Source organism: Auritidibacter sp. NML120636, assembly GCF_003185945.1.
GTDB classification, from domain to species: Bacteria; Actinomycetota; Actinomycetes; order Actinomycetales; family Micrococcaceae; genus Auritidibacter; species Auritidibacter ignavus.
The window spans coordinates 42,040-66,186 of the sequence record NZ_QHLO01000009.1 but is presented as its reverse complement, the minus strand read 5'-3'; the positions used below and the strand labels follow the sequence as shown (position 1 = coordinate 66,186).

The 24,147-nt window shown below is 59.8% G+C and carries 20 protein-coding genes; 8 read left to right on the top strand and 12 right to left on the bottom strand.

Translation table 11 applies throughout. From position 1 onward, the window contains the following. Window positions 1-32: 32 nt before the first annotated feature. Window positions 33-1,016: a carbohydrate ABC transporter permease gene (locus DCC25_RS08690; RefSeq protein ID WP_233488001.1), complete on the bottom strand. Its 984-nt coding sequence runs from the start codon at window positions 1,014-1,016 to the stop codon at window positions 33-35. Continuing rightward, complete coding sequence (locus tag DCC25_RS08685; RefSeq protein WP_199223033.1) at window positions 1,013-2,314, bottom strand: extracellular solute-binding protein; 1,302 nt, start codon at window positions 2,312-2,314, stop codon at window positions 1,013-1,015. The genes DCC25_RS08690 and DCC25_RS08685 overlap by 4 nt, the downstream gene beginning before the upstream one ends. Before the next feature lie 202 nt (window positions 2,315-2,516). On the opposite strand from DCC25_RS08685, the gene DCC25_RS08680 reads away from it, so the two are divergent. The 3 genes from DCC25_RS08680 (at window position 2,517) to glsA (ending at window position 7,125) form a co-directional block, all read left to right on the top strand. Continuing rightward, window positions 2,517-4,007: a glutamate--cysteine ligase gene (locus DCC25_RS08680; protein WP_110101377.1), complete on the top strand. Its 1,491-nt coding sequence runs from the start codon at window positions 2,517-2,519 to the stop codon at window positions 4,005-4,007. An 89-nt stretch (window positions 4,008-4,096) separates the two neighbouring features. Continuing rightward, window positions 4,097-5,089, top strand: coding sequence for an NAD(P)-dependent oxidoreductase (locus tag DCC25_RS08675; protein WP_110101376.1), 993 nt, complete (start codon window positions 4,097-4,099; stop codon window positions 5,087-5,089). An 89-nt stretch (window positions 5,090-5,178) separates the two neighbouring features. Further along, window positions 5,179-7,125, top strand: a complete 1,947-nt coding sequence (glsA, locus tag DCC25_RS08670; RefSeq protein ID WP_110101375.1) for a glutaminase A — start codon at window positions 5,179-5,181, stop codon at window positions 7,123-7,125. Window positions 7,126-7,224: 99 nt separating this feature from the next. Here the strand turns inward: glsA and DCC25_RS08665 are convergent, their stop codons facing one another. From DCC25_RS08665 to purN, 4 genes are all read right to left on the bottom strand, one after another. Next, on the bottom strand, window positions 7,225-9,450 hold the full coding sequence (locus tag DCC25_RS08665; protein WP_110101404.1) for an NADP-dependent isocitrate dehydrogenase: 2,226 nt from the start codon (window positions 9,448-9,450) through the stop codon (window positions 7,225-7,227). Between the two features lie 172 nt (window positions 9,451-9,622). After that, window positions 9,623-10,996 carry a magnesium transporter gene (mgtE, locus tag DCC25_RS08660; protein ID WP_110099447.1) on the bottom strand — a complete coding sequence of 458 codons (1,374 nt, stop codon included), beginning with the start codon at window positions 10,994-10,996 and terminating at the stop codon, window positions 9,623-9,625. Window positions 10,997-11,321: 325 nt separating this feature from the next. Further along, window positions 11,322-13,043, bottom strand: coding sequence for a bifunctional phosphoribosylaminoimidazolecarboxamide formyltransferase/IMP cyclohydrolase (gene purH / locus DCC25_RS08655; protein ID WP_110099398.1), 1,722 nt, complete (start codon window positions 13,041-13,043; stop codon window positions 11,322-11,324). Window positions 13,044-13,108: 65 nt separating this feature from the next. Further along, entirely contained in the window at window positions 13,109-13,771 is a 663-nt protein-coding gene (gene purN, locus DCC25_RS08650; protein WP_110099399.1) for a phosphoribosylglycinamide formyltransferase, read from the bottom strand. A gap of 160 nt (window positions 13,772-13,931) precedes the next feature. On the opposite strand from purN, the gene DCC25_RS08645 reads away from it, so the two are divergent. Then, window positions 13,932-14,336 (top strand): hypothetical protein, encoded by a 405-nt coding sequence (locus DCC25_RS08645; protein ID WP_110099400.1) that lies wholly within the window; start codon window positions 13,932-13,934, stop codon window positions 14,334-14,336. Window positions 14,337-14,342: 6 nt separating this feature from the next. Here DCC25_RS08645 and DCC25_RS08640 read toward each other — a convergent pair whose 3' ends face one another. Next, window positions 14,343-15,638: a DUF6350 family protein gene (locus DCC25_RS08640; protein WP_110101374.1), complete on the bottom strand. Its 1,296-nt coding sequence runs from the start codon at window positions 15,636-15,638 to the stop codon at window positions 14,343-14,345. 300 nt (window positions 15,639-15,938) lie between these two features. Between DCC25_RS08640 and gdhA the strand changes: the two genes are divergently transcribed. Next, window positions 15,939-17,279 (top strand): NADP-specific glutamate dehydrogenase, encoded by a 1,341-nt coding sequence (gdhA, locus tag DCC25_RS08635; RefSeq protein WP_110099402.1) that lies wholly within the window; start codon window positions 15,939-15,941, stop codon window positions 17,277-17,279. Between the two features lie 69 nt (window positions 17,280-17,348). Here gdhA and DCC25_RS08630 read toward each other — a convergent pair whose 3' ends face one another. Together DCC25_RS08630 and DCC25_RS08625 are read right to left on the bottom strand one after the other, a co-directional pair. Then, window positions 17,349-17,831, bottom strand: coding sequence for a thioesterase family protein (locus tag DCC25_RS08630; protein WP_110101373.1), 483 nt, complete (start codon window positions 17,829-17,831; stop codon window positions 17,349-17,351). 50 nt (window positions 17,832-17,881) lie between these two features. Further along, window positions 17,882-19,171 carry an App1 family protein gene (locus DCC25_RS08625; protein ID WP_233487998.1) on the bottom strand — a complete coding sequence of 430 codons (1,290 nt, stop codon included), beginning with the start codon at window positions 19,169-19,171 and terminating at the stop codon, window positions 17,882-17,884. A 98-nt stretch (window positions 19,172-19,269) separates the two neighbouring features. On the opposite strand from DCC25_RS08625, the gene DCC25_RS08620 reads away from it, so the two are divergent. Together DCC25_RS08620 and DCC25_RS08615 are read left to right on the top strand one after the other, a co-directional pair. Further along, window positions 19,270-20,190 carry an inositol monophosphatase family protein gene (locus tag DCC25_RS08620; RefSeq protein ID WP_158524765.1) on the top strand — a complete coding sequence of 307 codons (921 nt, stop codon included), beginning with the start codon at window positions 19,270-19,272 and terminating at the stop codon, window positions 20,188-20,190. A gap of 72 nt (window positions 20,191-20,262) precedes the next feature. Then, a complete protein-coding gene (locus DCC25_RS08615; protein ID WP_233242735.1) occupies window positions 20,263-20,802 on the top strand; it encodes a pyridoxamine 5'-phosphate oxidase family protein in 540 nt (179 codons plus the stop codon). Here the strand turns inward: DCC25_RS08615 and DCC25_RS08610 are convergent. Together DCC25_RS08610 and DCC25_RS08605 are read right to left on the bottom strand one after the other, a co-directional pair. Beyond that, the gene (locus DCC25_RS08610) at window positions 20,799-21,125 is read right to left on the bottom strand and encodes a DUF202 domain-containing protein (protein WP_110099450.1); all 327 of its coding nucleotides are present in this window, start codon (window positions 21,123-21,125) and stop codon (window positions 20,799-20,801) included. The two genes, DCC25_RS08615 and DCC25_RS08610, sit on opposite strands and share 4 nt — an antisense overlap. A gap of 4 nt (window positions 21,126-21,129) precedes the next feature. Beyond that, window positions 21,130-21,519, bottom strand: coding sequence for a YidH family protein (locus DCC25_RS08605; protein ID WP_110099405.1), 390 nt, complete (start codon window positions 21,517-21,519; stop codon window positions 21,130-21,132). A 118-nt stretch (window positions 21,520-21,637) separates the two neighbouring features. On the opposite strand from DCC25_RS08605, the gene DCC25_RS08600 reads away from it, so the two are divergent. After that, the gene (locus tag DCC25_RS08600) at window positions 21,638-22,726 is read left to right on the top strand and encodes a VIT1/CCC1 family protein (RefSeq protein ID WP_110101371.1); all 1,089 of its coding nucleotides are present in this window, start codon (window positions 21,638-21,640) and stop codon (window positions 22,724-22,726) included. Here DCC25_RS08600 and DCC25_RS08595 read toward each other — a convergent pair. Beyond that, on the bottom strand, window positions 22,723-24,105 hold the full coding sequence (locus DCC25_RS08595) for an aspartate aminotransferase family protein (RefSeq protein WP_110101370.1): 1,383 nt from the start codon (window positions 24,103-24,105) through the stop codon (window positions 22,723-22,725). The genes DCC25_RS08600 and DCC25_RS08595 overlap by 4 nt on opposite strands. Between the last annotated feature and the right edge of the window lie 42 nt (window positions 24,106-24,147).

Here is a 24,147-nt window from a genome sequence, read left to right as displayed (position 1 = left end):
AGTAGCCTCACCAGTGCTGCGAACCGTGGTGCTCATTTCTTGGATCCTCCTTGACCGGTCAGATCGACTTTGAAGATCTTAATAGAGACCAAGGCAATCAGTGCAACTGCCAAGAACAGCAGCACCGAGACAGCAGATCCCAAACCAATTTCGAGTCGTCCGATCGACGTGCGATAAGCCAACAGACTGAGCACCTCGGTGCCGTAGGCGCCCTGCGTCATGATGAAGACCGCGTCGAAGATGCGGAAGGCATCCAGCGCGCGGAACAGCACGGCCACCATGATGGAAGCCTTCATATTGGGGATGATGACTCGCCAGAGTCGCTGGAACCAATTGGCGCCGTCAACCGCAGCAGCTTCCTCCAGTTCCTGAGGCACCTGGGCAAGCCCGGCCAAGAGCAGCAGCGATATGAACGGCGTGGTTTTCCAGATTTCGGACAACATGATCACTGTGAGTGCGGTACCGGCCTGGGCAAACCAGTTCAGGTTTTCATCGACTCCAGGCAGAAAGTCCAGCCACGAGTTCATGTATCCCGAGTCGGAGGAGAACATGTAGTACCAGGCGTAGGCCGACACTACGGTAACCAGCCCATAAGGAATCAGAATCACGGTGCGGACGAAACCACGGGTCCCGCGTATGGCCTTATGCATCACCAGTGCGAGCGCGAAGCCCAATACCAACTCCACCAACACTGTCACCACCGTGATCAGTACGGTGACTCCTAGGTCCCGCCAGAACACCGCATCGGTAAGCACTGTGGCATAGTTACCCAATCCGACGAAGGCACGGTCATCGGGTGCGGTCAGACGGTAGGAGAACAGCGAGTCCCACACCGCTTGGAGCAACGGGTAGAAGATCACCAGCACCATGATGAAGAAAGCCGGTCCGGCCAAGAACCATCCGAGACGGGCTTCGGATTTTGAGCGTTGGGACCGTTTCTGTTTCCCTGGTGCCGGCGCGTTTGTCGTCGGCCGGCCGGGTTCTGGGGTTTGTTGAGTAGGAGTAGCTGAGCTCACAATAACGCCTCGCCTCGAAGTACTTCGGTGATGAAGTTCCCGGTACGTCCCGCGGTCTCTTCGCTCACCTCAGACGGTGGTGTGAATTCTTGCTGGATGGCGGTCGAGACCTCGTTGTAGTACGGGGTCTGTGGACGTGGGGCTGCGATGTCCAGAGAATCCCGAATGGCGTCTTTCATCGGGTACTGTTCATCGATGCCCGGATAGTCATAAGCCGACGCCGAGGCCGGCGGGTTGCCGTTGCTGATGAAGTATTCGGCTTGGTTCTCGGGACTCACGATGCACTCAATGGCGTCCCAAGCCAACTCTTGGTGTTCTGATTCGGCACCTACACCGAGGTTGATGCCTCCGGTGGGTGGGGCGGCTTGCTGATCAGCGAAGGTGCGCGGGTATGTGGTCCAACCAATATCGTCGAGTAAGGACTCGTCGAACTGGCCTTCTTCCACTGCAGACTGGGTGGCCGGCCAGATAAACGGCCAGTTGACCATGAAGGAGCCACGGTCTTGCTGAAAGACCAACATGGCTTCGTTCTCGGCTTGGGTTGGTAGCCCAGGGCTCCCCAGGCCTTCGGACCCGATCGTGCCGACGATCTCGGCAGCCTTGCGACCTGCCTCAGAGTCCAGACCAATTTCCGTATCTTCCACCGAAGCTTCAGGGTTCTCCACGATCTGTTCACCACCGGATTCCATCATGGCGTTGACCCAGACCGTCATCGACTCGGCTTGTGCGCCGTGGACTGCTAGGAATTTGTCCTGATCACGAGCCACCTCGATGAGTTGATCCCAGGTGACCGGTTCATCCATGTCCAGTCCGGCTTCTTCAACCACGGATTTGCGGTACCACAGCAGCTGGGTGTTGGCCCAGAATGGGACGCCCATGAGCTGGTCTTTCCACGTCGCGCCTTCCAGCGCACCGTCGAGGGTATCGTGGGTGGTTCGCTCGGCCACGTCATCTGGTACCGGAGCCAAGAACCCTGGTTCGGACAACTCAGGCAGATACGGCGGGTCCAGACTCATGATGTCCATGGTGGAGTCGCCGGCGGCCAGCCGTCGGGTGAGTTGCTCGCGTTGCGAAGAGGCATCACGCGGTAGCATCGAGGTTTCGATTTGGTAGGCGCCGTTAGCTTCGGCGGTACACTGTTGGGCCAGTTCGGCCTGTCCGCCGTCATCGGGGTTGGTGTACCAGGTCAGCACCGGAGTTTCGTCTTGCGGACCGCATCCGGAAACCACGAGAGACAAGGCGGCACCCAGGCAAGCGAGGGTGCCCGCTCGGTGGCGCCGGGTGGACTGATGTGCCACAACAATCACTTCGCTTCACAATATCGGTGGTCCTCACGCCAGGTGACTCTGCCCAACGTTGACGACAGTTTATGATCTGACCCTAAGCCCGTCAGCGCCAAATATGAAGTATTTCCCACGCGCCATGTTGCTCGGTCGTTGTCAGAGAATTTTACCTTGTGTCCATATTGCTTTCCCGATCTGCACCCGGCAAGATCATCACATGGGCACTGAAATCGACTCGGACGAGTTTACCTATTCACAACGCTCGCGCTACCGCGAGCTTCTGGAGTCTTCTCTCACCGCATTGCGGGAGTATCTGGCAGAGCATTGTTTCGAAGATCAAAATCAGGTGGGTCTTGAACTTGAACTGAATCTGATCGACCAGCAGGGCCTGCCTGCTTTCGTCAACGAGGCCGTGCTGGCCGATCTTGACACGATCGACACTGGCGACGCTGATTTCGCTCCGGAACTAGGACGCTTCACCATCGAACTGAATCACCCGGTCTTAGAGATCGCCGGGACCGGACTCCAACAGCTCGAAGAATCTCTGCGGACCCACCTGAGAATGGCAGACCGCATAGCAGAAAACTACGATGCCCGGGTGGTCCCGGTGGGAATACTGCCCTCGCTGAGAGGCGAGGACATGATCGGTGAAGACTGGCTGTCAGCCGGCACCCGCTTCAAGGCCCTCAACCGGGCTGTGATGAGTGCCCGCGGGGAGGAACTACTCGTTGATATTCACGGCGAGGATCACTTGCAGTTCTATGCCCAAAATATTGCAATCGAGGCCGCCTGCACCTCGATGCAACTGCACATTGAGGTCACCGCAGATCTTTTCAGCGCGGTGTGGAACGCAGCCCAGGCCATCGCCGGACCTCAAATCGCCCTGGCGGCCAATTCGCCATTGTTTATAGGCACCCAGCTCTGGCACGAAACCCGGATTCCGGTCTTTCAACAAGCCGTCGATGATCGTGCCCCGGAATATGCCCGCCAGGGTGTGCGCCCCCGGGTGTGGTTCGGTGATGCTTGGGTGGATACCATTGACGAACTCTACGCCGAGAACCTAGCGTTTTTCCCTTCCTTACTGCCCGAGCAGTGGGATTCTGCGGACTCACACACAGCTCTCGGTGCGCCCAAGCTACATGAACTCAACCTACATAATGGCACCGTCTACCGGTGGAACCGACCCATTTATGATCCCGGTAGCGATACCCGGCCGGCCCACTTACGCGTGGAGAACCGGCTGTTGCCGGCCGGTCCGACCGCCACCGATATGGTTGCTAATACCGCTTTTTTCTTTGGTGTCGTCCGGTCCCTGGTCGACAGTGAAAACAACCCCTGGGAGCGTATGTCCTTTGCCGCGGCCCGGTCGAATTTCTATGCGTGTGCCAAACACGGGCTGGCTGCCTGGGTGTACTGGCCGGGCTACGGTGAGCTACCGGTCACCGAACTACTGGACCGCTATCTCATTCCCCTGGCTACCGAGGGTCTGCAACTGCTCAACGTCGAATCAGGAGTCGCCGATCGACTCTTCAAGGTCCTCACCGGTCGGATACGGTCCGGCCAAACTGGTGCGGTCTGGCAGCTCAACGCACTGAAAGCTCTCGAGCAACGTACCCGCTCCCGTCCCGAGGCGCTGGCAGAATTGACCCGAATCTACGCCGATCACGTGGCTGGTTCACAACCGGTTCACACGTGGGACCCGGCCTAAGTCGACCAATTGGTCCACCGGTGCGGCGGATTCGATCTGTATGTCGCCCACCCCAGACAGAGCGGAGCCTGATATGCAACGATAGAATCATGACACAGCACAGTAGCGCGCAGACGACAGATCGCCTGTTGATCTTGCCCAGTGACGAGGACCGACGCGGTACCCGGTACGACCAGGCGCACCGGGTCACCGAGCAGTTGGCCCATGAGCACGGCATCCCGCGAGTCGAGCAGGCCGAGGGCACCGCGACGCTACTGGTCATTGTCCAAACCATTTCGCCGACGACATTACGCACCGCGCTGGAGCAGAACCCGCACCTTCGCTGGGTCCAATTCCCCTTCGCCGGAATCGAGCCACTTTTACCGGTGATTCGTCAGGCCCCCGAGATCACCTACACCTCGGCGGCCGGTAGCTACGCCCCACCGGTGGCCGAGCATGGTTTGGCGCTAACCTTGGCATTATTGCGCCACCTGCCCGAACGCCTTCGTGCCACTAGCTGGGGCCAGCCCAAAGGAACCACCTTGGACGGTTGCCATATCGCCATTATCGGTGGTGGTGGCATCGGCCGAGAACTCGTGCGATTATTCTCCACCTGGGATACGAAGATCACTGTGGTGCGCCGGACCGAAGCCGAGGTCCCAGGCGCCTACCGGACTTTGACTCAACAGCATCTGCACGAGGCCATCACCGACGCTGACGTCGTCGTCCTGGCAGCTGCTGCCACAGATCAAACCGCCGGGATGTTCTCGGCCCGAGAGTTTGCTGTCATGAAGTCCTCAGCGGTGCTGGTCAATGTGGCGCGCGGGAGCCTGGTCGTCACCGACGATCTACTCAAGGCCCTGACAACCGGGGAGATTTCGGCTGCCGGCCTGGATGTCACCGACCCGGAGCCACTCCCCGATGGCCACCCGCTGTGGTCAACACCCAACGTGATCATCACCCCACACTCGGCCGATACCGCAGAAATGTGCATTCCGCTGTTGGACGAGCGGATCCAGCACAATCTCATCGAAGCTCTACGCCATCGTGACCTGGCTGAGGCCGACCTGCAGGGGCGGGTCGACCTCGACGCGGGTTACTAAGTTCTCTCCCCGCCCCCGATCCCATCTTCGCCCATTTACTCGACGAGGCCCGCGCGTGATGCGCGGGAGAAAGAAGTCTGTCGCTCATCATGCGTTCTCCTCTGCAGGATTATTTGGAGCAGCTCGTCACCGACTTGCGTCCGATGCGCCATGGCGCGGTCAATCCCGTAACCGAATCAGTGGCCAACCCAAATCCAGACCATCTCAGCATCACGCTGACCACGGTCAACGGCCAACAGTACTCGGCCGGCGATGTGGATCAGCGCTTCGCCATCCAGTCCATCGCCAAGGTCTTTGCCTACGCGCTGGCCCTGGACGATTTGGGCCCCCAGAAAGTCGGGGAAAAGGTCGATGTGGAACCCTCCGGGGACTCGTTCAACGAAATCTCTCTGCAGTCCGGGACGGGACGCCCAGATAATCCCATGATTAATGCCGGGGCGATCGCCACCGTCGGGCTGATTAAAGGTCGCGGTGGTCGTAATCGCATCGGACGTCTCATGCACGCGTTCGAGGAAGCCTCAGCCGGATGCGACCGGGAACTGAAGATCATGGAGCAGATTTATCGGGCGGAGAATAAGCATGGCCACCGTAACCGGGCACTGGCCTGGTTACTACGTTCCTTCGACATCATCGAATCAGACCCCGAACCCATCGTGGACGACTATTTCCGGCAATGTGCAGTCGGACTCACCAGTGCTGAGCTGTCCATGATGGCCGCTACCCTGGCACGACGCGGTGAAAACCCGGTCACCGGCCGTCAGGTCTTCACGCCTGAAACAGTACGTCAGGTGGTGTCGGTCATGAACACGTGCGGTATGTACGATTCGGCCGGTAACTGGGCCATTGACGTGGGACTGCCAGCAAAGTCCGGGGTTGATGGAGGCATCATGGTGGTGCTTCCCGGACAGCTGGGCATCGGGGTGTTCTCTCCCCCACTGGACGAACACGGCACCTCAGTGCGCGGGGCCGCCGCCATTGCACGGATCACCAGTGATCTGGGCCTGCACTACGCCGATGCCCCACCACTGGGCCGGTCTACCCTGCGTGCCCACTACTCCCTGGCCGATGCTTTCTCAGGTGTCATCCGCTCCACCGACCTGTCCCGGGCGGTTTCAGCCTATGGCCACCGATGCCAGATTTTGGAAATCTCTGGCGATCTGGGCTTTGCCGAAACCGAAGCATTGCAACGTAGCATCGTGGAATTCGACGACGACGTCTCGACCATCATGATCGATCTCAACGGGATCGATGAGTTCGGTCGTTCCGCGATACGCGTCTTGGCCTCCCTGGCTTCCAAGCTCAATGCAGATAACCGAGACCTGGCAATTATCGATCACGAAGACCGGCTGGTGGATCATATTATGGACTTCGTCAACAGCACCGAGGGGCTGGACGTCGAAGACCCACGGGAGAAGGCCAAGGCTGCCTCGGAAGGCGAGTTGGTACTCTCCGATGGCCCCCGGTCCGCATCCTCGAACGCCGAAGTTCAGGGCACTTTCCGCCTGTTCGAGAACCGTGCGGCAGCGCTGGAATGGGCCGAACACCGACTGGCGCAACGGTACGCACAGGACAATCTGCCCGCTTCGAGCGAAGAACCAGAATCAGCTCCGTTATTCGAGTTCCTCGACGATCGCGACGTGGATGTGCTGGCTGCGATCATGGAACGGCGCAAATACAAAGCCGGGGAGATTATCCGCCGTGCCGGCCAGCCTTTCGGCGGCATCTACTTCATCCGCTCCGGACGGGTAGAAACCACCTCCCACGGTTCCGGTGGGGCTCGGTATCGGCAGACCTATCTCTCCCCCGGTACCACTTTCGGGGAGATCGCCCTGGGTCGTAGCGGGCGTCAGGTCTCCACGATTCGTGCCGTGGACGATGTGGTGTGTTTGGTGCTCACCGCCCAGATGATCGCATCGGTGGAAGAAACCGATCCGAACCTGGCGATCAAGCTGTGGACCGCTTTGACACGTGAGGCCTACACGGTACTGGAACAGTCAGCCCGCGAGGCCGGCGCTCGTGAGGAATTCGCTGACTAGCGCCGGCAACGTACTCGGCGCCAGGCCACCGACCCACCATCGGCCGGTGCCCGCTTTGAAAGCAGGAACCGGCCGATTCTGACCCGGGTCGTCAATTTTTTAGCGCTGGTCGAGGCTGGAGATAATGCTGTTGAGCGTTTCGGAGGGACGCATAGCAGCAGAAATCTTCTCCACCGAGGGGTAGTAGTACCCGGCGATATCCACCGGCTCACCCTGGACGCTATTGAGTTCTTCCATAATCTGGTCTTCTTTGGCCCGTAGCTGGGAAGCGACATCCTTCATGGCATCAGCCAGCGGCTGGTCATCGGTCTGGGCTGCCAGTTCTTCAGCCCAGTACAGCGCCAGATAGAAGTGGGAGCCACGGTTGTCAATCTCCCCGGCTCGACGGGACGGGGAACGCCCTTCTTCCAAGAAGGTACCGGTGGCGGCATCCAGAGTATCGCCGAGCACCTGGGCGCGGGAGTTGTCGAAGGACTGGGCCAGGTGTTCGAAGGAGACGGCCAGGGCCAAGAATTCACCCAGTGAATCCCAGCGCAGGTGGTTTTCTTCCACGAACTGTTGGACGTGCTTGGGAGCCGATCCGCCGGCACCGGTCTCGAAGAGCCCACCACCATTAATCAGTGGAACAATCGAGAGCATCTTCGCCGAGGTGCCCAGCTCCAGGATGGGAAACAGGTCGGTGAGGTAGTCGCGTAGCACGTTACCGGTTACCGAAATGGTGTCTTCACCGGCACGGATCCGCTCCAGGGTGAACCGCGTGGCCTCTTCGGGTGCCAGGATGCGCAAATCCAGTCCGTCGGTGTCATTTTCGGGTAGGTACTCTTTGACTTTGGCAATCAGCTGTGCATCGTGAGCGCGCTCAGCGTCCAACCAGAAGACCGCCGGAGTCTTCGAGGCCCGGGCGCGGGTGACTGCAAGCTTAACCCAGTTGCGCACCGGGATGTCCTTGGTCTGGCAGGCCCGCCAGATGTCATGTGCTTCCACCTGGTGGCTTGTTAATACATCCCCGTCCGAGTTGATGATCTCCACGATGCCGGGCGTGTCCTGGATAAAGGTCTTGTCGTGAGAGCCGTACTCTTCAGCCTTCTGTGCCATCAGCCCCACATTGGGCACGGTGCCCATGGTGGTCGGATCGTAGGCGCCGTTGGCACGGCAGTCGTCAATCACGGTCTGGTAAACGCCAGCATAGGAGGAATCCGGGATCACAGCCAAGGTGTCCTGGGTTTCGTCGTTCTTATTCCACATCTGGCCGCCGGTGCGAATCATCGCCGGCATGGAGGCATCAATGATCACATCCGAGGGCACGTGGAGATTGGTGATGCCCCTATGCGAATTGACCATGGCCAAATCCGGGCCGTTGGCGTAGCCATCAGCAATCGCCTGTTTGATGCCTTCAGCGGTCTGGTCGTCCAGCTGGTCCAGACCGTTTTCGATCGAGGCCAGCCCGTTGGTGGCCGATAGCCCGGCAGCGGCCAGCTGGTCACCATATTTTTCAAACAACTCCGGGAAGTAGGCCTTAACCACGTGGGAGAAGATCACCGGGTCGGAGACCTTCATCATGGTGGCTTTCAGGTGAGCGGAGAACAGCACGCCCTGCTCTTTGGCTTTGGCAACCTGTTCTGCCAAAAAGTCATCCAGGGCACGGGCCGACATGAAGGTGGCATCCACGATCTCGCCCTTGAGGACTTTGAGCTCGTCTTTCAGGATGGTGACATTGCCGTCAGCGTCGGTATGCCGAATGGTGAGCACATCGTCGGAATCCATGGTCACCGATTGCTCATTGGAGACGAAGTCATGGTCGTGCATGGTGGCCACGTTGGTCTGGGAGTCCGCAGACCACTCCCCCATGGAATGCGGATGCTTCTTGGCGAAGTTTTTGACCGCCCGCGGGGCGCGACGGTCCGAATTTCCTTCGCGCAGCACCGGGTTAACCGCCGACCCTTTGACCGAGTCATAGCGGGCCCGAGCATCCTTCTGTTCCTCGGTGGCAGGCTCGTCAGGGTAGTCCGGCAACTCGTAGCCGGCTTGTTGCAGTTCTTTGATGGTGGCCACCAGCTGCGGGACGGAGGCGGAGATATTAGGAAGCTTGATGACGTTTGCTTCGGGTTCTTTGACCAATTCACCCAGTTCGCCCAACGCATCATTGGTGCGCTGTTCCTCGGGCAGGACGTCGTTGAAAGCAGCCAGCACACGTCCGGCCAGGGAGATATCGCGCGTCTCCAGCTCAACACCGGCGGTGGATGCAAAAGCTCTCACGATCGGCAACAGCGATGCTGTGGCGAGCATGGGGGCCTCATCGGTGTGAGTATAGATAATCTTGGACATGGGTGTACCAATCTCCTCGTGGATGCTCATCCGTCTCGGATTTCTCATGGGTGCGCCCTAAGGCACACCGACCAACGGTGCGAACACCGTCGACCAACACAGGTTCTTTCTTAATCTACCGGAGTCATGGGTCGATAGGTAAAGGCAGTTGCCGGCAGATCTGGCGCAGAGCTTAGAGCCCCAGAACGGACTGGGCGACCATGAAGTAGATGATCAGCCCCAGAGCGTCCACCACCGTGGAGATAAATGGGTTGGAGAACACCGCCGGGTCCACACCGATCTTGGACGCGATGAGCGGCATCATCGAGCCCACCGTAGCAGCCACCGTGCAGATCGCCAGCAGTGTCAGTCCGATCACTGTGCCAATATCCCACCCGAAGATCAGTCCGGTAATCACAAACCCGAGGACACCTAAACAGGCGCCCAGGGTGCAACCCACCAGTGCTTCCCGCCCGATGACCCGCCAGACGTCTCGGGGCGTCACTTGGCCCAGGGCGATGGCACGGGTAACGGTGGTGGCCGCCTGGTTACCGGTATTTCCACCGGTACCGGTCAGCAACGGAATGAACAAGGTCAGCACCACCATGACCGCAAGCATCTCTTCAAAGACCTGCAATACCTGCACGGTCAGTGTTGCCCCGATCGCCAGCACCAGCAGCCAGACGATGCGGGACTTGACCAATTGCATGATCGAAGTGGTCAGATACGGCTGGCCCAGGGGTTCGGCACCACCGGAACGATAGGTATCTTCGGACTCTTCTTCTTCCAGAATACGCTGGGCATCATCAACCAGCAGCATACCGATGAGCCGTTCGGCGTCGTCGACCACAGGCACCGCTTGAACTCGGTGGTGCACGGCCATCCGCGCGGCCACTTCGGCTTCTTCGGTCGCATTGACCGTATCGGTGTCGTGCATGATGTCGCGGACCAAGGTATCCGGCTCAGCCCGCACGAGGCGGGTCAGGTCGACCAAGCCCAGGACCTTGTGCGTGGAGGAGGCGACCGGCAGGGTGGCGAGCTCATTTTCATCGTCGGCGTCGACGTCAGCGGCTCGCACGGCTTGCAGGGCTTCGGTGGCAGTCATGTGGGCACTGAGCTCGACCGTGATGGGGGTCAGGCGTCGACCCACCGCGTCTTCGGGGTACCCGAGCACGCGCCCGGCTTGATTACGATCGGCAGCCGAGAGTCCGGACAGCAACCGTTGGGCGACCTCGGCGGGCACCTCATCGAGTAGCCGAGCCTGGGAGGTCGATTCCAGTTCGCCGAAAATTTCCTGCACCCGGCTGGTTTGCAACCCGTCAATGAGATCCGACTGCAACTGCGGTTCCATGGTCTCAAACACGGTCACGGCCGCGTCTTTATCCAGCAGGCGGAAGGCCACCGGCAACATCGTGCGAGAGGTCCGGTCCAGGAACCGCTCCAGATCAGAGGGGCGTAACCGTCGTAGCTCGACGGTGGCTTCAGCCAGCCGATCTTCTTTGAGGTGGTCTTGGATGGACTCTTCCAGTGCCTCCACGTCGTAGATCGTGGTCTGCTGTTTCGACATGATCCCGCCTCCAGTTCCCCAGATCAGGCCACGACCGGCCACCGTCCGGACCGGGAGTGCGGCCCAGGGTGGAGTCGTTGCAAACGCGCCGGCACCGTAGGGACACAGCAACACCTGAGCTCAACGTCGGTCAACACCGTGAAGGAGTCACGGTGACCCCGGAGACGCCGGTGGCTACGCGGGATTATCTGAAAGAGCTGAGTGATGAGGCTGTGTCGCTCAGGCGCTGGCTGAACGGTCACTAACACTAGCCGACCGCAGAGACCAACTTCAAACTTTGCCAGCCTGCGGTCAGTTGGCACCACCTGAATGATTACAGCCGTGCTTAGCCGTGGTAGAAGTGTCGGGAATGGGTCAGGTACATCGTGATCCCCGCCTGGCGCGCTGTGGCGATAACGTCCTCGTCTCGGATGGAGCCACCGGGTTGTACCACGGCACGCACCCCAGCATCGATGAGGATTTGGAGCCCGTCGGGGAAGGGAAAGAACGCATCCGAGGCTGCTACCGAACCGCGAGCGCGCACCGGGGCCTGCTCGGTCGAGGTCGGGTTGCTAGCGCCTCCGACCGATCTCACCTGATCGTTGGTGCCGGTCTGTTGAGCACCGGTGGTTGCCATACCGAGGGTGTTGGCACGTTCGATGGCTAACCGGCAGGAGTCCAGGCGGTTAACCTGGCCCATCCCGATACCCACGGCTGCCTGCTGATGGGCCAACAAAATGGCGTTGGATTTAGCCGCGCGCACGGCTTTCCAAGCAAAAGCCAGATCTGCCAGGGTGGTTTCATCGGCGGGCTCGCCCGAAACCAGTTCCCAGTCGGCAGGGTTGTCGCCCTGAGACTGGAAGGTGTCGGCGACCTGTAACAACATGCCCCCGGAGACCTGCTTATACTCCACGCAGTCGCGGTGAAAGCCTGCGGGCAATTCGAGCAGGCGCAGGTTCTTCTTCGCCGAGAGGATCTCAACCGCCTCGGCCGAGAAACTGGGGGCCACCATCACTTCGGTAAAAATGTCCTTGACCTGGGTGGCGAACGTCGCGGTGATCTCACGGTTCGCCGCGATCACTCCCCCGAAAGCAGAAACCGGGTCCGTGGCGTGAGCTTTAGCGTGAGCATCAGCGATCGGGTCGGTGGCATGTGCATCCCCGACGGCCAGACCGCAGGGGTTGGCGTGCTTAATGATGGCCACGGCCGGATCGCTGAAGTCGAACGCGGCGCGCACCGCGGCGTCGGCATCCACATAGTTGTTGTAGCTCATCGGCTTGCCATGCAGCAGCTGCGCTTGGGCGATACCGGTACTGGCCCCATCCTCGACATACAGGGCAGCGGGCTGGTGGGGATTTTCACCATAGCGCAACGATTCGGCACGGCTCAGCGATACCCCTACGTAGGGCGGAAGCTGGCTGACGGTGGATTCCTGCTCGGGAGCTTCACCGAATTGCGCGGCAGTCCAGGCCGCCACCGCGTTGTCGTAAGCGGCAGTATGCGCAAAAGCCAACGAGGCCAGTCGCTTGCGAGTGGCCAAGTCGAAACCACCCTGCTGGGCTGCGGTGACAACGTCTTGATAGGAGCGCGGGTCGACGACCACCGCGATAGAGGGGTGGTTCTTCGCTGCCGCCCGAACCATGGAGGGCCCACCGATGTCGATCTTTTCAATCACGTCGTCTTCCCCCGCGCCAGAAGCAACGGTTTCGACGAAGGGATAGAGGTTGACGATGACCAGGTCAAAAGGTTCGATGTGGTGTTCGTCCAGCTGGGCCCGGTGCGATTCCAGGCGGCGATCAGCCAGAATGCCGGCGTGAATTCGCGGGTGCAGAGTTTTCACCCGCCCGTCAAGCACTTCGGGGAACCCGGTAATATCTGCGACCTCGGTAACATCCACCCCAGTGGACGCAATGGTTTTGGCAGTCGACCCGGTCGAGACAATCTGCACACCGGCATCAGCTAGACCGCGAGCTAGATCCTGAAGACCGGTTTTGTCGTAAACCGAAATCAGTGCACGTTTGAACGGGATTTTATCTGTGGATTCTGCCACGCCAGCTACTCCTACCATCGGTTCGCGGTCACTCGAAAATACATTGGGCGTGAACGGGCCAGCGCTCCATTCACAGTTCAAGTCTAGTCTGGACTCGAGTGTTCTTTTGATGCCTCAGTAGCGTCCGCACCGGCGCGTCCCCGTCGCTTCTGGGCAAATTGTTCGGCCAGTTCCAGCGCCGTGTGCCCCGCAGCCACGGCGGCCAGGGTGTCAATCAGCATGTCTCGTTCGACGACTTTGATGCGTTCGTGCAGACTGTCCTGGTCATCATCTGCGGTGACCTCGACCTCAGTCTGAGCAATGATCGGGCCGGTGTCCACCCCGGCATCCACCAGGTGCACGGTGGCACCGGTGGTGGTGACCCCGGCCTGTAGAGCGTCCCGGACCGCGTGGGCTCCGGGAAAGCTCGGTAGTAACGCCGGATGAGTGTTGATAAATCGACCGTGGTAGGCCCGGACAAATTCTTCACCGACCACCCGCATCAGACCAGAAGAGACAACCAGGTCGGGTGCATAGCTATCCACCACAGTCAGTAGCGCCTTCGTCCACTCGGTGCGGTTGTGATAATTGGCCCAGTCCACCACGAAGGTCTCCAACTTGGCCGCATCTGCACGATGCAGACCGTAGGCCTCGGCGGTATCGGACCCCACCGCAACGATCTCGATCGCCAGGCGCCCGGCCTGAACCGCGTCGAGCACGGCTTGAAAGTTGGAACCGGAGCCAGATAGCAATACAACAACGCGCATAGTATGGGGGATCCTTCCGCCAGAGGTGAGCTAGATGCGAGCCAGACGATCATGACCGGCCTTAACTCTAACGCGAGGCCCGACGCAAAGAGTGGCTACCTCTGGCTAGGATGGTGTTCTGGACATCACCCCAACGACGGAATAGAGGACCACCACGATCGTGTCGAATAAGACCTCGGCCTCATCGACCAGTTCTCGCACCGGATCGCTGAGTCAGCTGGTGCTCTGGTTGTTGGCCGCGTTGATCGCCACCTACGCCGGGTCGGCGTTACCTCTGCCGTATAAAGTCGTCACCCCGATCTTTGGGATTGCTGGTGTCGTGGTTGCGGTCGTGTTATTCCGAGGTGCCACTCAGGTCAAAACCACCATGCTGACCTGGTTAGCAGGCACTGCCGGAGCACTGGGTTGTGTCCTGTTTACCGCCATTGCGGTTGCGCAGATGATCTTGTGGGCCCCCACCCAGGACTATGAACAATGCTTGCACTCGGCGATCACCCACACTGCGGTCAGTGAGTGCGATCAGCAATACTCCGATGTCCTCCATCAGCTCAGACTGACTGAGTAGTAGCACTCAGTCGGGGTCAGCCGATCCTGACGTGACCGTTGGCTGGGTCTGGTCCTTCGTACTGGAGTACAGCGGAGCGTCAACCAGCGGAGCCAGCACATAGCCCAGCATGGCCCCGACCCCAACTTCGCCGCCCAGGGTCAACCCGCTGAGCCATGCGGTGGGGCCGACCTCGTCAAATTTGCCGAAGCCCCAGGACCCTGAGGACAGCCACCATACCAACATCATGACCACCGCAACGATCGCAGCCAAGATGACCCCAGTCGTCAGGGTGGCCAGCGCGGGCGCGACGATGGGGTGGCCAACCCGTTGAGTGATCCAATCTTCTACGTGATTTTCCCCGTCACGGAAGAGCCACACACCGGCGACGATGCCGCAGGCCACCGGGATCAACAGCACCCACCACGTATCGGCCAAGGAAGACTCCGGTGGAATGGCAGCCAGTAACGGTATCGCCGGTTGAGGGCCCAGAATCGTTCCGGCTGGGGCGATCAGTGAGCCGGTGCCCAAGCTGAATCCAATACCGGTCATCCACGACAACACCCACAGCACCAGGTTCGGTAACAGCGCCGCCTGCAACAGGGTCAGCGCCAGGCCACCCCATATTCCGGTACCTAAACGTTGATAGACCTCGGTAATCGGCGCCCACTGCACTCCGATGAGCACGACGGTCAGTACTGCCGCGCTGGCCACTGCGGCCAGGATTCCCACGGTGGCAGCTTTGACCATCGAGGCCAGGAAGCTCAACATCCAGCGCACCTGCTGGGAACGGGCACTCATCCAGGTGCCGATCGCCTCGGTACCCAGAAAACGCCAGCTACCGTAGCGTCGGCGCAACCCGAGCACAATACCGAGTCCAAAGATCCCAAGGGGTGCCAGCACGCCCGCCGGGGGAACGTGGATGCGCTCAACAGAAATCAGTGAGGAAAGCCCAAAAGCGAACAGCCCGTAGGCCAGTACCGCGGGGATCAGTGCCTGCCAGAGTTTGCGAGCCTCGCTGGCTCGAGCCAGTCGGTGCCCGACGCGCGTGGTGAGATACAGCAGGATCGCGGTCAGGCCCAGGGGGAGGAACCACAGAGTTCCCGACATGATCTCTTCGGTCCCAGGTTGGGGAACCGTCAGTGCTACCGGGGTTCCTTGACCGGCCAGCCACAACACGCCGGCAAGCTGTCCCACCGCCAGTAGATCCATATTGGCCCAGGCTCCAAAGAGCCACATCCCAATCAGGAGCACGGCAAGCCCGGCAATACCCATCAGAGCTGCAGCACAGGATTCGATCACGCCTTGAAGCCACAACGGCATCGGCAGGGGACGAACCCCACGGGAAGGCTGGGGGGAAGTTTTGTCTGGCACATTCCCTATGGTGCCATTATCGACGCTCGATCTGGGGATTTACTGTCTCGGAGCGAAAGACTTCCGAACCCGCTGAAGGTAAATGTTGCGAGATAATGGCAACTGGTATTTTCCTTTGTCGCCTCAAGGTGTTATGGTGATACGTGGTAGACAACGGCTGTCTCCCCGAGAGGGTGCAGCCGTACCCTACTTTCGGAGGCAGCCTCACCGAATGATCTATGACTCCAAAGATAAAAGAGGTTGCCTGATATGGATGCAGCATTAGAGAAAGTCCACGAAGAAGTTCTCCGTCGCAATCCCGGCGAATCGGAATTCCACCAGGCGGTCACCGAGATCTTCGAGACGCTGTCCCCGGTAATGAAGCGCCATCCCGAATACGCCGAACAATCCATTTTGCAGCGGATGTGTGAGCCTGAGCGCCAGATTATTTTCCGGGTACCGTGGCTCGACGATGAAGGCAACGTCCACATCAACCGTGGCTTTCGGGTGGAATTCAACTCCGCACTCGGCCCTTATAAAGGCGGTCTGCGTTTCCACCCCTCGCTGTATCTAGGAATCGTGAAATTCCTCGGCTTTGAGCAAATCTTCAAGAACGCATTGACCGGTATGCCGATCGGCGGCGGTAAGGGCGGATCTGACTTCAATCCGGCCGGACGTAGCGAGGATGAAATCATGCGCTTCTGCCAATCGTTCATGACCGAGCTGTACCGACACATCGGTGAGTACACCGACGTTCCTGCCGGAGACATCGGTGTCGGTGGCCGTGAGATCGGCTATCTGTTCGGCCAATACAAGCGCATCACCAATAAGTGGGAGGCCGGCACGTTGACCGGTAAGGGCATCTCCTGGGGTGGTTCTTTGGCCCGTACCGAGGCTACCGGGTACGGCGCGGTGATGTTCACCGATTCGATGTTGCACACCAAGAACCAGTCCATGGATGGCCAAACCGTTGCGGTTTCCGGTTCGGGCAACGTGGCCATTTACGCCATCCAGAAGGCCACCCAGTTGGGAGCCACCGTGGTGACTGCCTCGGATTCTTCCGGCTACGTTCATGACCCTGACGGCATTGACCTGGATCTGTTGCGCCAGATCAAGGAAGTTGAGCGTGGCCGGATTTCAGACTACGCCGACCGCCGCGGTGGCAAGGCCACCTATCAATCCTCTGGCTCGGTGTGGGATGTTCCGGTCACCGTCGCTCTACCGTGCGCTACCCAGAATGAGCTAACCGAAGAGAATGCCAAGACCCTGATTAAAAACGGCGTGGTGGCTCTGGCTGAGGGGGCGAATATGCCATGTACTCACGACGCCGCCGCAGCTTTCAAAGAAGCTGGAGTATTGTTCGGGCCGGGAAAGGCTGCCAATGCCGGCGGTGTGGCTACTTCGGCTTTGGAAATGCAACAGAACGCGGTGCGCGACAGCTGGAGCTTCAGCTACACTCACGACCGTCTCGAGCAGATCATGACAGATATTCACGATCGTTGCGTGGCTACTGCCGAGGATTTCGGCGTCCCCGGTGACTATGTGATGGGCGCTAATATCGCTGGCTTCACCAAGGTCGCCGACGCGATGCTGGCCCAAGGTGTTGTTTAAACTCGGCGAGCCCGTCCCATCCGGTCATGACCGGTACCACCGTCTCGGCGTCCCAGAGGCACCGGCGCGCTAACCGTGCAACCGCGCTTTCTGTTCATCATTGAGCCGCACTGGTCGTCCTGACTCGGCATCAACGAAGACCATGGTGGAGCTGGCGGTCACTGCCACCTCGGCAGTCACCGGGTCGATGAATTCATAGCCAACCTCGATCGCGGCGGCCTTCACCTTCGTGATTTGCAGACGGACCGGGACCGGTTGGCGCCGGTAGGGCAGTTGTCGCCGATATCTTACGGTGTGCTCGGAAATCAGGGTCAGCACGCCTTCGGGGACGGAACTAATCAAGTCAATCGGGGCCGCCACCTCCGGCTGGTCTTCGGATTCGGGAGCTCCAGTGCCCGAGGGAGTCCCGAAAGCCAGCACGCGGGCTTCTTCCATCAGACGCACGATTTGGACGTTATTGACGTGCCCATAGGCGTCCATATCGCCCCAGCGCAGGTGGATCTGCACGGTGGTGTTGACACCGTGGGAGCTGTTGGTTGATACCGGACTCATGGTGGTGGCCTCCTCGAATGTGTCTGCTGACCTAGCCCGCCCCTGGCTCATTAGTCTTCCCGTGGAATATCTTGGGTAAATCGCGGATAGTCTTGTTGTAGCTCAGCGACAGCCTTGGACTCATTTTGCTGAATGGATGCCGGCCAGGCCAACGGCGAGGCAGTTTCGGACTGGGGATCCAGGATACCTAAACGCTCTAGTTGCAATTCCAATGTGGCCCCATCAGGGCCGTATACCCACGGGATGCCCGGCGTCGAGTAACGGGTTTCTTCAGCCCGACCGCCAGCCAAGAGCGCTTCCGAAGGCGTCAGCTGACGGATCGCAATCGCGCGTACCTGGTGCGGATAGTCTCGGGCGAAATCGGCATAGATTTCGGGGTCGTGCTGCCCATCGTCACCGATCAAAATCCACGTAATATGCGGGAAGTCCTCGGCCAGTCGGCGCAACGCCGTAACCTTATGTTCCACACCGGAGCGGAACCAGCGGTGTTCGGTGGGCCCCCAGCTAGTCAGTAACAGTGGGCCGAACGGGTAGAGGTTACGCGCTAAGAACCGCGTGAGAGTTTGGGCGACGTTCCATGCCCCGGTAGAGACATAGAACACCGGGGACTTCGCTTCGGCTTCGACGATCCGGTTGAGTAGCACCGACATCCCCGGAGTGGGCGTTCTAGCGTGCTCGTCGAGAACGAAGGAGTTCCAGGCTGCCAACAACGGACGTGGTAGGGCGGTGACCACCACGGTGTCGTCGACGTCGCACATCACTCCGGAGCGGGCCTGATCGGAGATCACGAAAATATCGGCATTAGCGGAGTCACCGTCAGCTACATGAAGGGTGATCGACTGCCATCCCTCGCCGAGCGAGGCCGGTAACACTGTGTCCACCACGCCACTACGATCAGCACGCACCGTGTGGGTGACACCGTCGATATCGACGTGGACTTCTGCATACGGCAGCGGTGGGGAGACGAAGTTACGCCACCCGCGGACTCCATCTTGAACGACTTTAGTCAACCGGTGCCCAGCTTCGAAGGCGTCCTCACGGGCGAGCAGCACTCGTGCAAAGACTCGGACCCAGCTGGTGGAACCGTAACCGATGAACGGTAGCAGAGTCGGCACATCTCCGCGGTCGAGAGCTTGTTTCTTGCGCATGCCTTGGTACCGGTAATAAGCCCAGGTCACCAAGCGTTCTGGCACCGGGTCCTGACGATCGTGTTGCGCGGCAGCACGGATAGAGTTTCGCCCCTGAACCAACTTCCGCTGAGCATGCGCCGAGGTGTCCCGCCGTGATGATGTGGTCGATGTGGCCCTCTGACGTCCGGCGCGGCGAAAGATTTTTCCCATGCTCTCTAGTATCCCCCATTATTAATGCTGCTGTGACCACACGGGCGTGGCCGTTGCCTGAACCGTTGGATGGTGTAAAACTGGCTAGGATACACACCGTGGCCACTGCATCCCGTCATAGCACAACGATCTCTGGACCATCAGCCTTGCGCCAACTGGCGCTCGCGGCTGCACGCTCTGCCACGAGAGTTTTAGACCTACCAAACAAACATCAGGTTAACGATGAGACAGTTCGGTGGGGAACTACCCATAAAACCAACCACCACGATGTGGTCACCGACCTCGATCGTGCTGTGGAGATCCACCTCAGGGAGTTTTTGCACGGGCGGTTACCGACCTCACAAATCTTTGGCGAAGAATTCGGTCAGCACTCCCCAACTGGATCCCCGGCGCTGGAACCCCGACCAGATCATGCCGTGGTGTGGCTCATCGATCCGATTGACGGGACCTCAAACCTGGCCCACGGTCTCGACACCTATTCCATCTCCATCGCCGCGGTGATCGACGACCAGGTGCTCGCCGGAGTAGTCGTTGCCCCGGCGATGGGCCTCGAGTTCTCTGCCGATACCGAGTCAGGCACCGCCTGGGTGAACGACTCCAAACTCCGCGTCCGACGTCCGTGCCCGCAACGGCTCCAGGACTATAATCTGGTGACTTCGTTTCCGGCAGCCGAAATCTTGCAGGCTCGCCCACCGACTCCTCAGACCGCGTTGGAGATTTTTGGACAGGCGGTCTGCCAGTTTTCCACCGTACGCCGAATGGTCTCTGGAGCACTCGAGTTGTGTTTAGCCGCCCAAGGGGTTTTCGACCTTGTCATCGGGGTGGACACCAAACCCTGGGATATCGCGGCCGCACAGCTGATTCTGCAGTGTGCCGGTGGCCATTACCGCCCCGGTTGGTTCTCCCCTGCCGATTCCGGTCCGGCGCACAGGGCGCCGTGCTACCTCGGGCTCTCACCGGGCAGAGACCCGGCTGCGGCCAGCGAGGTCTTCGAGCGGATTCTGCGCCTACCTCGATGATCAGCAGGGCATCACCGGATCCTCGGCGCGTCATCGATTCCCCTCACGACCTAAATGGGAGACAATAGTGAGATGAACCACCTGATGTTTGAGCACCCCGAAAACAAACCGGTCCTGACCCTGACCGAGGAACAGTGCCGGAAGTTGCTGGACAACACTCGCCACGGTCGTTTCGCCTTTGCCGATGGTCCCAAGATCGAGATCTTCCCCATCAATTATGTCCGCGACGGTGACTTGCTCTATTTCCGCACCGCACCCGGGAGTAAATTAGCAGCCGCCGAACACGGACTCGATGTGGCCTTTGAAACCGACGGGATTCTCCCCGAGCAGGCCTGGTCGGTGGTGGTTCGTGGCGTCGCGCGGATGGTCACCGATACAGCGGAGCTTGACCACGTGCGCCAACTCGGTATTGCTCCCTGGGTTCCGACACTGAAAGACTTCTTCGCCTCAATCTCAATCGAGGAATTATCCGGTCGCCATTTCATTTTTGGCCGGCAACCAGAGCGCGACGAGGACGGTGGGTTCCGCTACGATCCGGACCTGAAAACCTCCGAGCCACCCCGCCACCCCGATACCTCTCGGTTGTCTCGCCACGACGGTTCAGCCAATTAGAGCCACAACGCCATCAGCCCCAAGCCGGCCACCGCGACCACCAAAGCGGTCATCAGTCCCACCGCGATGAGGTTGGCTTCAACCTGGCCACGGACGATTCCGCGCGACTGGAGCGCGTAACGGTGGCGTTGGGTTAGCTGGATGACCAACCCCGCCACCACGCATCCCACCGCAGGGGCCAGAGAGATCAGCCCGACGTCGGGATACCAGCGGAGAAACAGGCTCGAGACCACACACAATACCAGTATGGTGCGGGACCAGGACAGGATGGTGCGTTCCGGTTGTAACGCAGGATCTTCGTGGAGACGGTAAGTGGTGGCCATCACACTACCCCGTCACCACAGCGAGCATCACCAGCACCGCCGTCACTGCGCAGACCACAGCCACCAGTGGCCCCCACAGTGGCAACGGTAGCGGACGTCCGGTGCGCATGGACCGCTCGACGCGCACCCACCGAATCGCCGCTGAAATGGCCATGAAGGCTCCCAATACCAGCAGGATCGAGGCCAGGATCTGACGAATTGGCGTCTCAAACACGTGCGTGGTAAAGGCTTCAATCCCGATCCCCGCTGCGAGCAGTGCCAACGCGGTTCTGATCCAGGCTAAGAAGGTGCGTTCGTTGGCCAATGAAAAGCGGGCATCTGGTTCCTCCCCCTCGGCGAGGAGTTTCGTACGCAACGATGACGCTTTCGATGAATCGTGTGGATCAGTGCCCATACCTCTCACAGTACTCTGGGCGTGCCCGCTTTCAGTAGACTTGACCAGGTTACAAGCCGAAGCTGCACACTCGTACACGAATCGGGGCTTGCAGTACTAAGGGAGTCGTGAGACACGAATGAGTGCACCCACTAAAGCGCAGATACGCCGGTGGCGACGCTACTTAGCAGACGAGATCGCCGAGGGGGCCATTTACGAACAGCTCGCCGAGCGAAAAACCGGCGAAGAACGCGAAATCTTGTTGGATCTGGCCACAGCGGAAAAACGTCACGAAGAGCACTGGCGCGATCTGTTGGGAGAACACGCCAACAATCCGCCCCGACCATCACTGAGACGCTCGCTATTACGTTTCTTGGCTCGCATCTTTGGTTCGGTGTTTGTCTTGGCACTGATGCAACGTGCCGAGACGGATAACCCGTATGCCCGTGACGCCGATGCCACCCCGAGCATGGCCGCCGATGAGGCCATCCACAGTGAAGTCGTCCGTGGACTGGCGGCCCGAGGCCGTCAAAAACTAGCCGGGAACTTCCGTGCGGCTGTCTTTGGCGCCAACGACGGCCTGGTGTCGAATTTGGCCCTGGTGATGGGTGTCGCAGCCACCTCAGCGACCAATGAATTCATCCTCGTAGCCGGCATCGCCGGACTGCTGGCCGGGGCGATGTCCATGGGCGCCGGTGAATTCATTTCAGTGCGGTCCCAACGCGAGCTGATCGAGGCCTCCTCACCAACCCAAGTAACCCTGGAAGCTGCCCCGCATCTGGATTTGAATTCCAATGAGCTCGAGCTCGTCTATCGGGCCCGTGGCATGTCTCAAGAGGACGCCCGACATCGCGCCATGGAGCGCATGGGCTATTTCAACTGCGACTGTAACCCCAGCCTGTCGGCCCGCCCTGATGGCTCCCAGGGGCCGGTGGAGCGCTCTCCGAAGCACGAAGAACTCGGTAGCGCGTGGGGCGCTGCCTTTTCGTCGTTCGGTTTCTTCTCCTCCGGAGCGATCATTCCCGTCCTCCCGTTCCTTTTCGGAGTGACCGGTACTGCCGGAATCCTCTGGTCGGCAGGGTTGGTCTCGGTAGCCCTGTTGTTTACCGGTGGTGTCACCGGTCTGCTGTCAGGAACCTCCCCGGTCACGCGAGGACTGCGCCAACTGGCGATTGGTTTAGGTGCCGCGATGATCACCTACCTGGTGGGATTGATCTTCGGGGTTTAGGCGCCTTCGTAGTAGCTATCAGCAACGTCGAGGGCTGAATCCAGGATCTCCAGGCCACGACGGGCATCCGCGTCGCTGATGTTCAATGGCGGGGCCAGGTGAATGCGGTTGGCGTTGGAGAACGGCAACAGGCCGAGCTTCTTGCACTCTGCTACCACGGCGTTCATGGCCGGCGACGAGCCACCATAGGGTGCCAAGGGTTCTTTGGTCTCCCGGTTCGTCACCAATTCCAGAGCCCAGAAGGCCCCGAGGCCACGGGCGTCTCCCACAGAGGGGTGCTTTTCGGCCAACTCGACGACTCCCGGTCCCAGGATCTCCCGACCCAGCCGATCGGCGTTGGTCACCATACCTTCTTCGTCCATCGCCCGAATACAGGCCACCGCGGCAGCACAGGCCAACGGGTGACCGGAGTAGGTCAGCCCCCCGGGGTAGGCCCGGTCAGCAAAGCTGGTGTAGATTTCATCGGAGATGATCACACCGCCTAACGGCACGTACCCGGAATTCACACCCTTGGCAAAGGTCACCAAATCCGGTGTCAGGTCCCAGTGCTGGAAACCAAACCACGCACCGGTTCGACCGAAACCAACCATGACCTCATCGGTGATGAACATGATCCCGTAGCGACGAGCCAGGTGTTGTACCCCCGCCATGTAGCCGGGAGGTGGCACGTAAATCCCGGCGGTTCCCGGAACAGTCTCGAGGATAATGCAGGCGATGGTGTCGGGACCTTCAAAAATGATGGTTTGTTCCAGATGGTCCAGAGCTCGCTGGGTTTCCTCTTCCAGGGTGGTGGACCCGAACAAGGAGCGGTAGAAGTAAGCGGGCATGAAGTGCACCACCGACTGACTGGCGGTATCGACCGGGAACCGACGGGTGTCGCCGGTGATGTTGATGGCTCGTTCGGTGCCTCCGTGGTAGGAACGGTAGGCCGAAAGGATCTTGGGCCGTCCGGTATGCAAACGCGCCATGCGGGTGGCGTGCTCGACCGCTTCAGCACCAGCGTTGGTAAAGAACACGTGGTTCAAATGGTCCGGAACGAGGTCACTGATCAACCGAGCAGCCTCCGAGCGAGCGTCATTGACGTGTGCCGGAGCGATGGTGGCAATCCGCGCTGCCTGCTGCTGGATAGCGGCCACCACGGCGGGGTGACTGTGCCCGATATTGGTGTTGACCATCTGGGAGGAGAAGTCCAGCAGTTTATGTCCTTGACCGTCCCAGACGTAACTGCCCTCAGCTTTGATGACGGTCATCGGGTCTAGTTGCGCCTGCGCCGCCCAGGAGTGGAAGACATGTTCACGATCGAGACGATAGGCCTGCTGACCTTGTTCGATCTGCTCCGGGGTGATTGTCGGGTCAGCTTCTACGTACTCGGTGCTCACCGTGACGATCCTCCTGTGGGGTGTCTGAACAACGTTCTGGCG

What these genes read in the sequence shown, in the direction of transcription:
- DCC25_RS08610 (WP_110099450.1), bottom strand. Translation starts at nt 21,125, where the DNA reads ATGGCCACCACTTACCGTCTCCACGAAGATCCTGCGTTACAACCGGAA.
- DCC25_RS08615 (WP_233242735.1), top strand. Translation starts at nt 20,263, where the DNA reads ATGAACCACCTGATGTTTGAGCACCCCGAAAACAAACCGGTCCTGACC.
- gdhA (WP_110099402.1), top strand. Translation starts at nt 15,939, where the DNA reads ATGGATGCAGCATTAGAGAAAGTCCACGAAGAAGTTCTCCGTCGCAAT.
- DCC25_RS08625 (WP_233487998.1), bottom strand. Translation starts at nt 19,171, where the DNA reads ATGGGAAAAATCTTTCGCCGCGCCGGACGTCAGAGGGCCACATCGACC.
- mgtE (WP_110099447.1), bottom strand. Translation starts at nt 10,996, where the DNA reads ATGTCGAAACAGCAGACCACGATCTACGACGTGGAGGCACTGGAAGAG.
- purH (WP_110099398.1), bottom strand. Translation starts at nt 13,043, where the DNA reads ATGGTAGGAGTAGCTGGCGTGGCAGAATCCACAGATAAAATCCCGTTC.
- glsA (WP_110101375.1), top strand. Translation starts at nt 5,179, where the DNA reads ATGCGTTCTCCTCTGCAGGATTATTTGGAGCAGCTCGTCACCGACTTG.
- DCC25_RS08600 (WP_110101371.1), top strand. Translation starts at nt 21,638, where the DNA reads ATGAGTGCACCCACTAAAGCGCAGATACGCCGGTGGCGACGCTACTTA.
- DCC25_RS08640 (WP_110101374.1), bottom strand. Translation starts at nt 15,638, where the DNA reads ATGCCGTTGTGGCTTCAAGGCGTGATCGAATCCTGTGCTGCAGCTCTG.
- DCC25_RS08665 (WP_110101404.1), bottom strand. Translation starts at nt 9,450, where the DNA reads ATGTCCAAGATTATCTATACTCACACCGATGAGGCCCCCATGCTCGCC.
- DCC25_RS08675 (WP_110101376.1), top strand. Translation starts at nt 4,097, where the DNA reads ATGACACAGCACAGTAGCGCGCAGACGACAGATCGCCTGTTGATCTTG.
- DCC25_RS08605 (WP_110099405.1), bottom strand. Translation starts at nt 21,519, where the DNA reads ATGGGCACTGATCCACACGATTCATCGAAAGCGTCATCGTTGCGTACG.
- purN (WP_110099399.1), bottom strand. Translation starts at nt 13,771, where the DNA reads ATGCGCGTTGTTGTATTGCTATCTGGCTCCGGTTCCAACTTTCAAGCC.
- DCC25_RS08630 (WP_110101373.1), bottom strand. Translation starts at nt 17,831, where the DNA reads ATGAGTCCGGTATCAACCAACAGCTCCCACGGTGTCAACACCACCGTG.
- DCC25_RS08680 (WP_110101377.1), top strand. Translation starts at nt 2,517, where the DNA reads ATGGGCACTGAAATCGACTCGGACGAGTTTACCTATTCACAACGCTCG.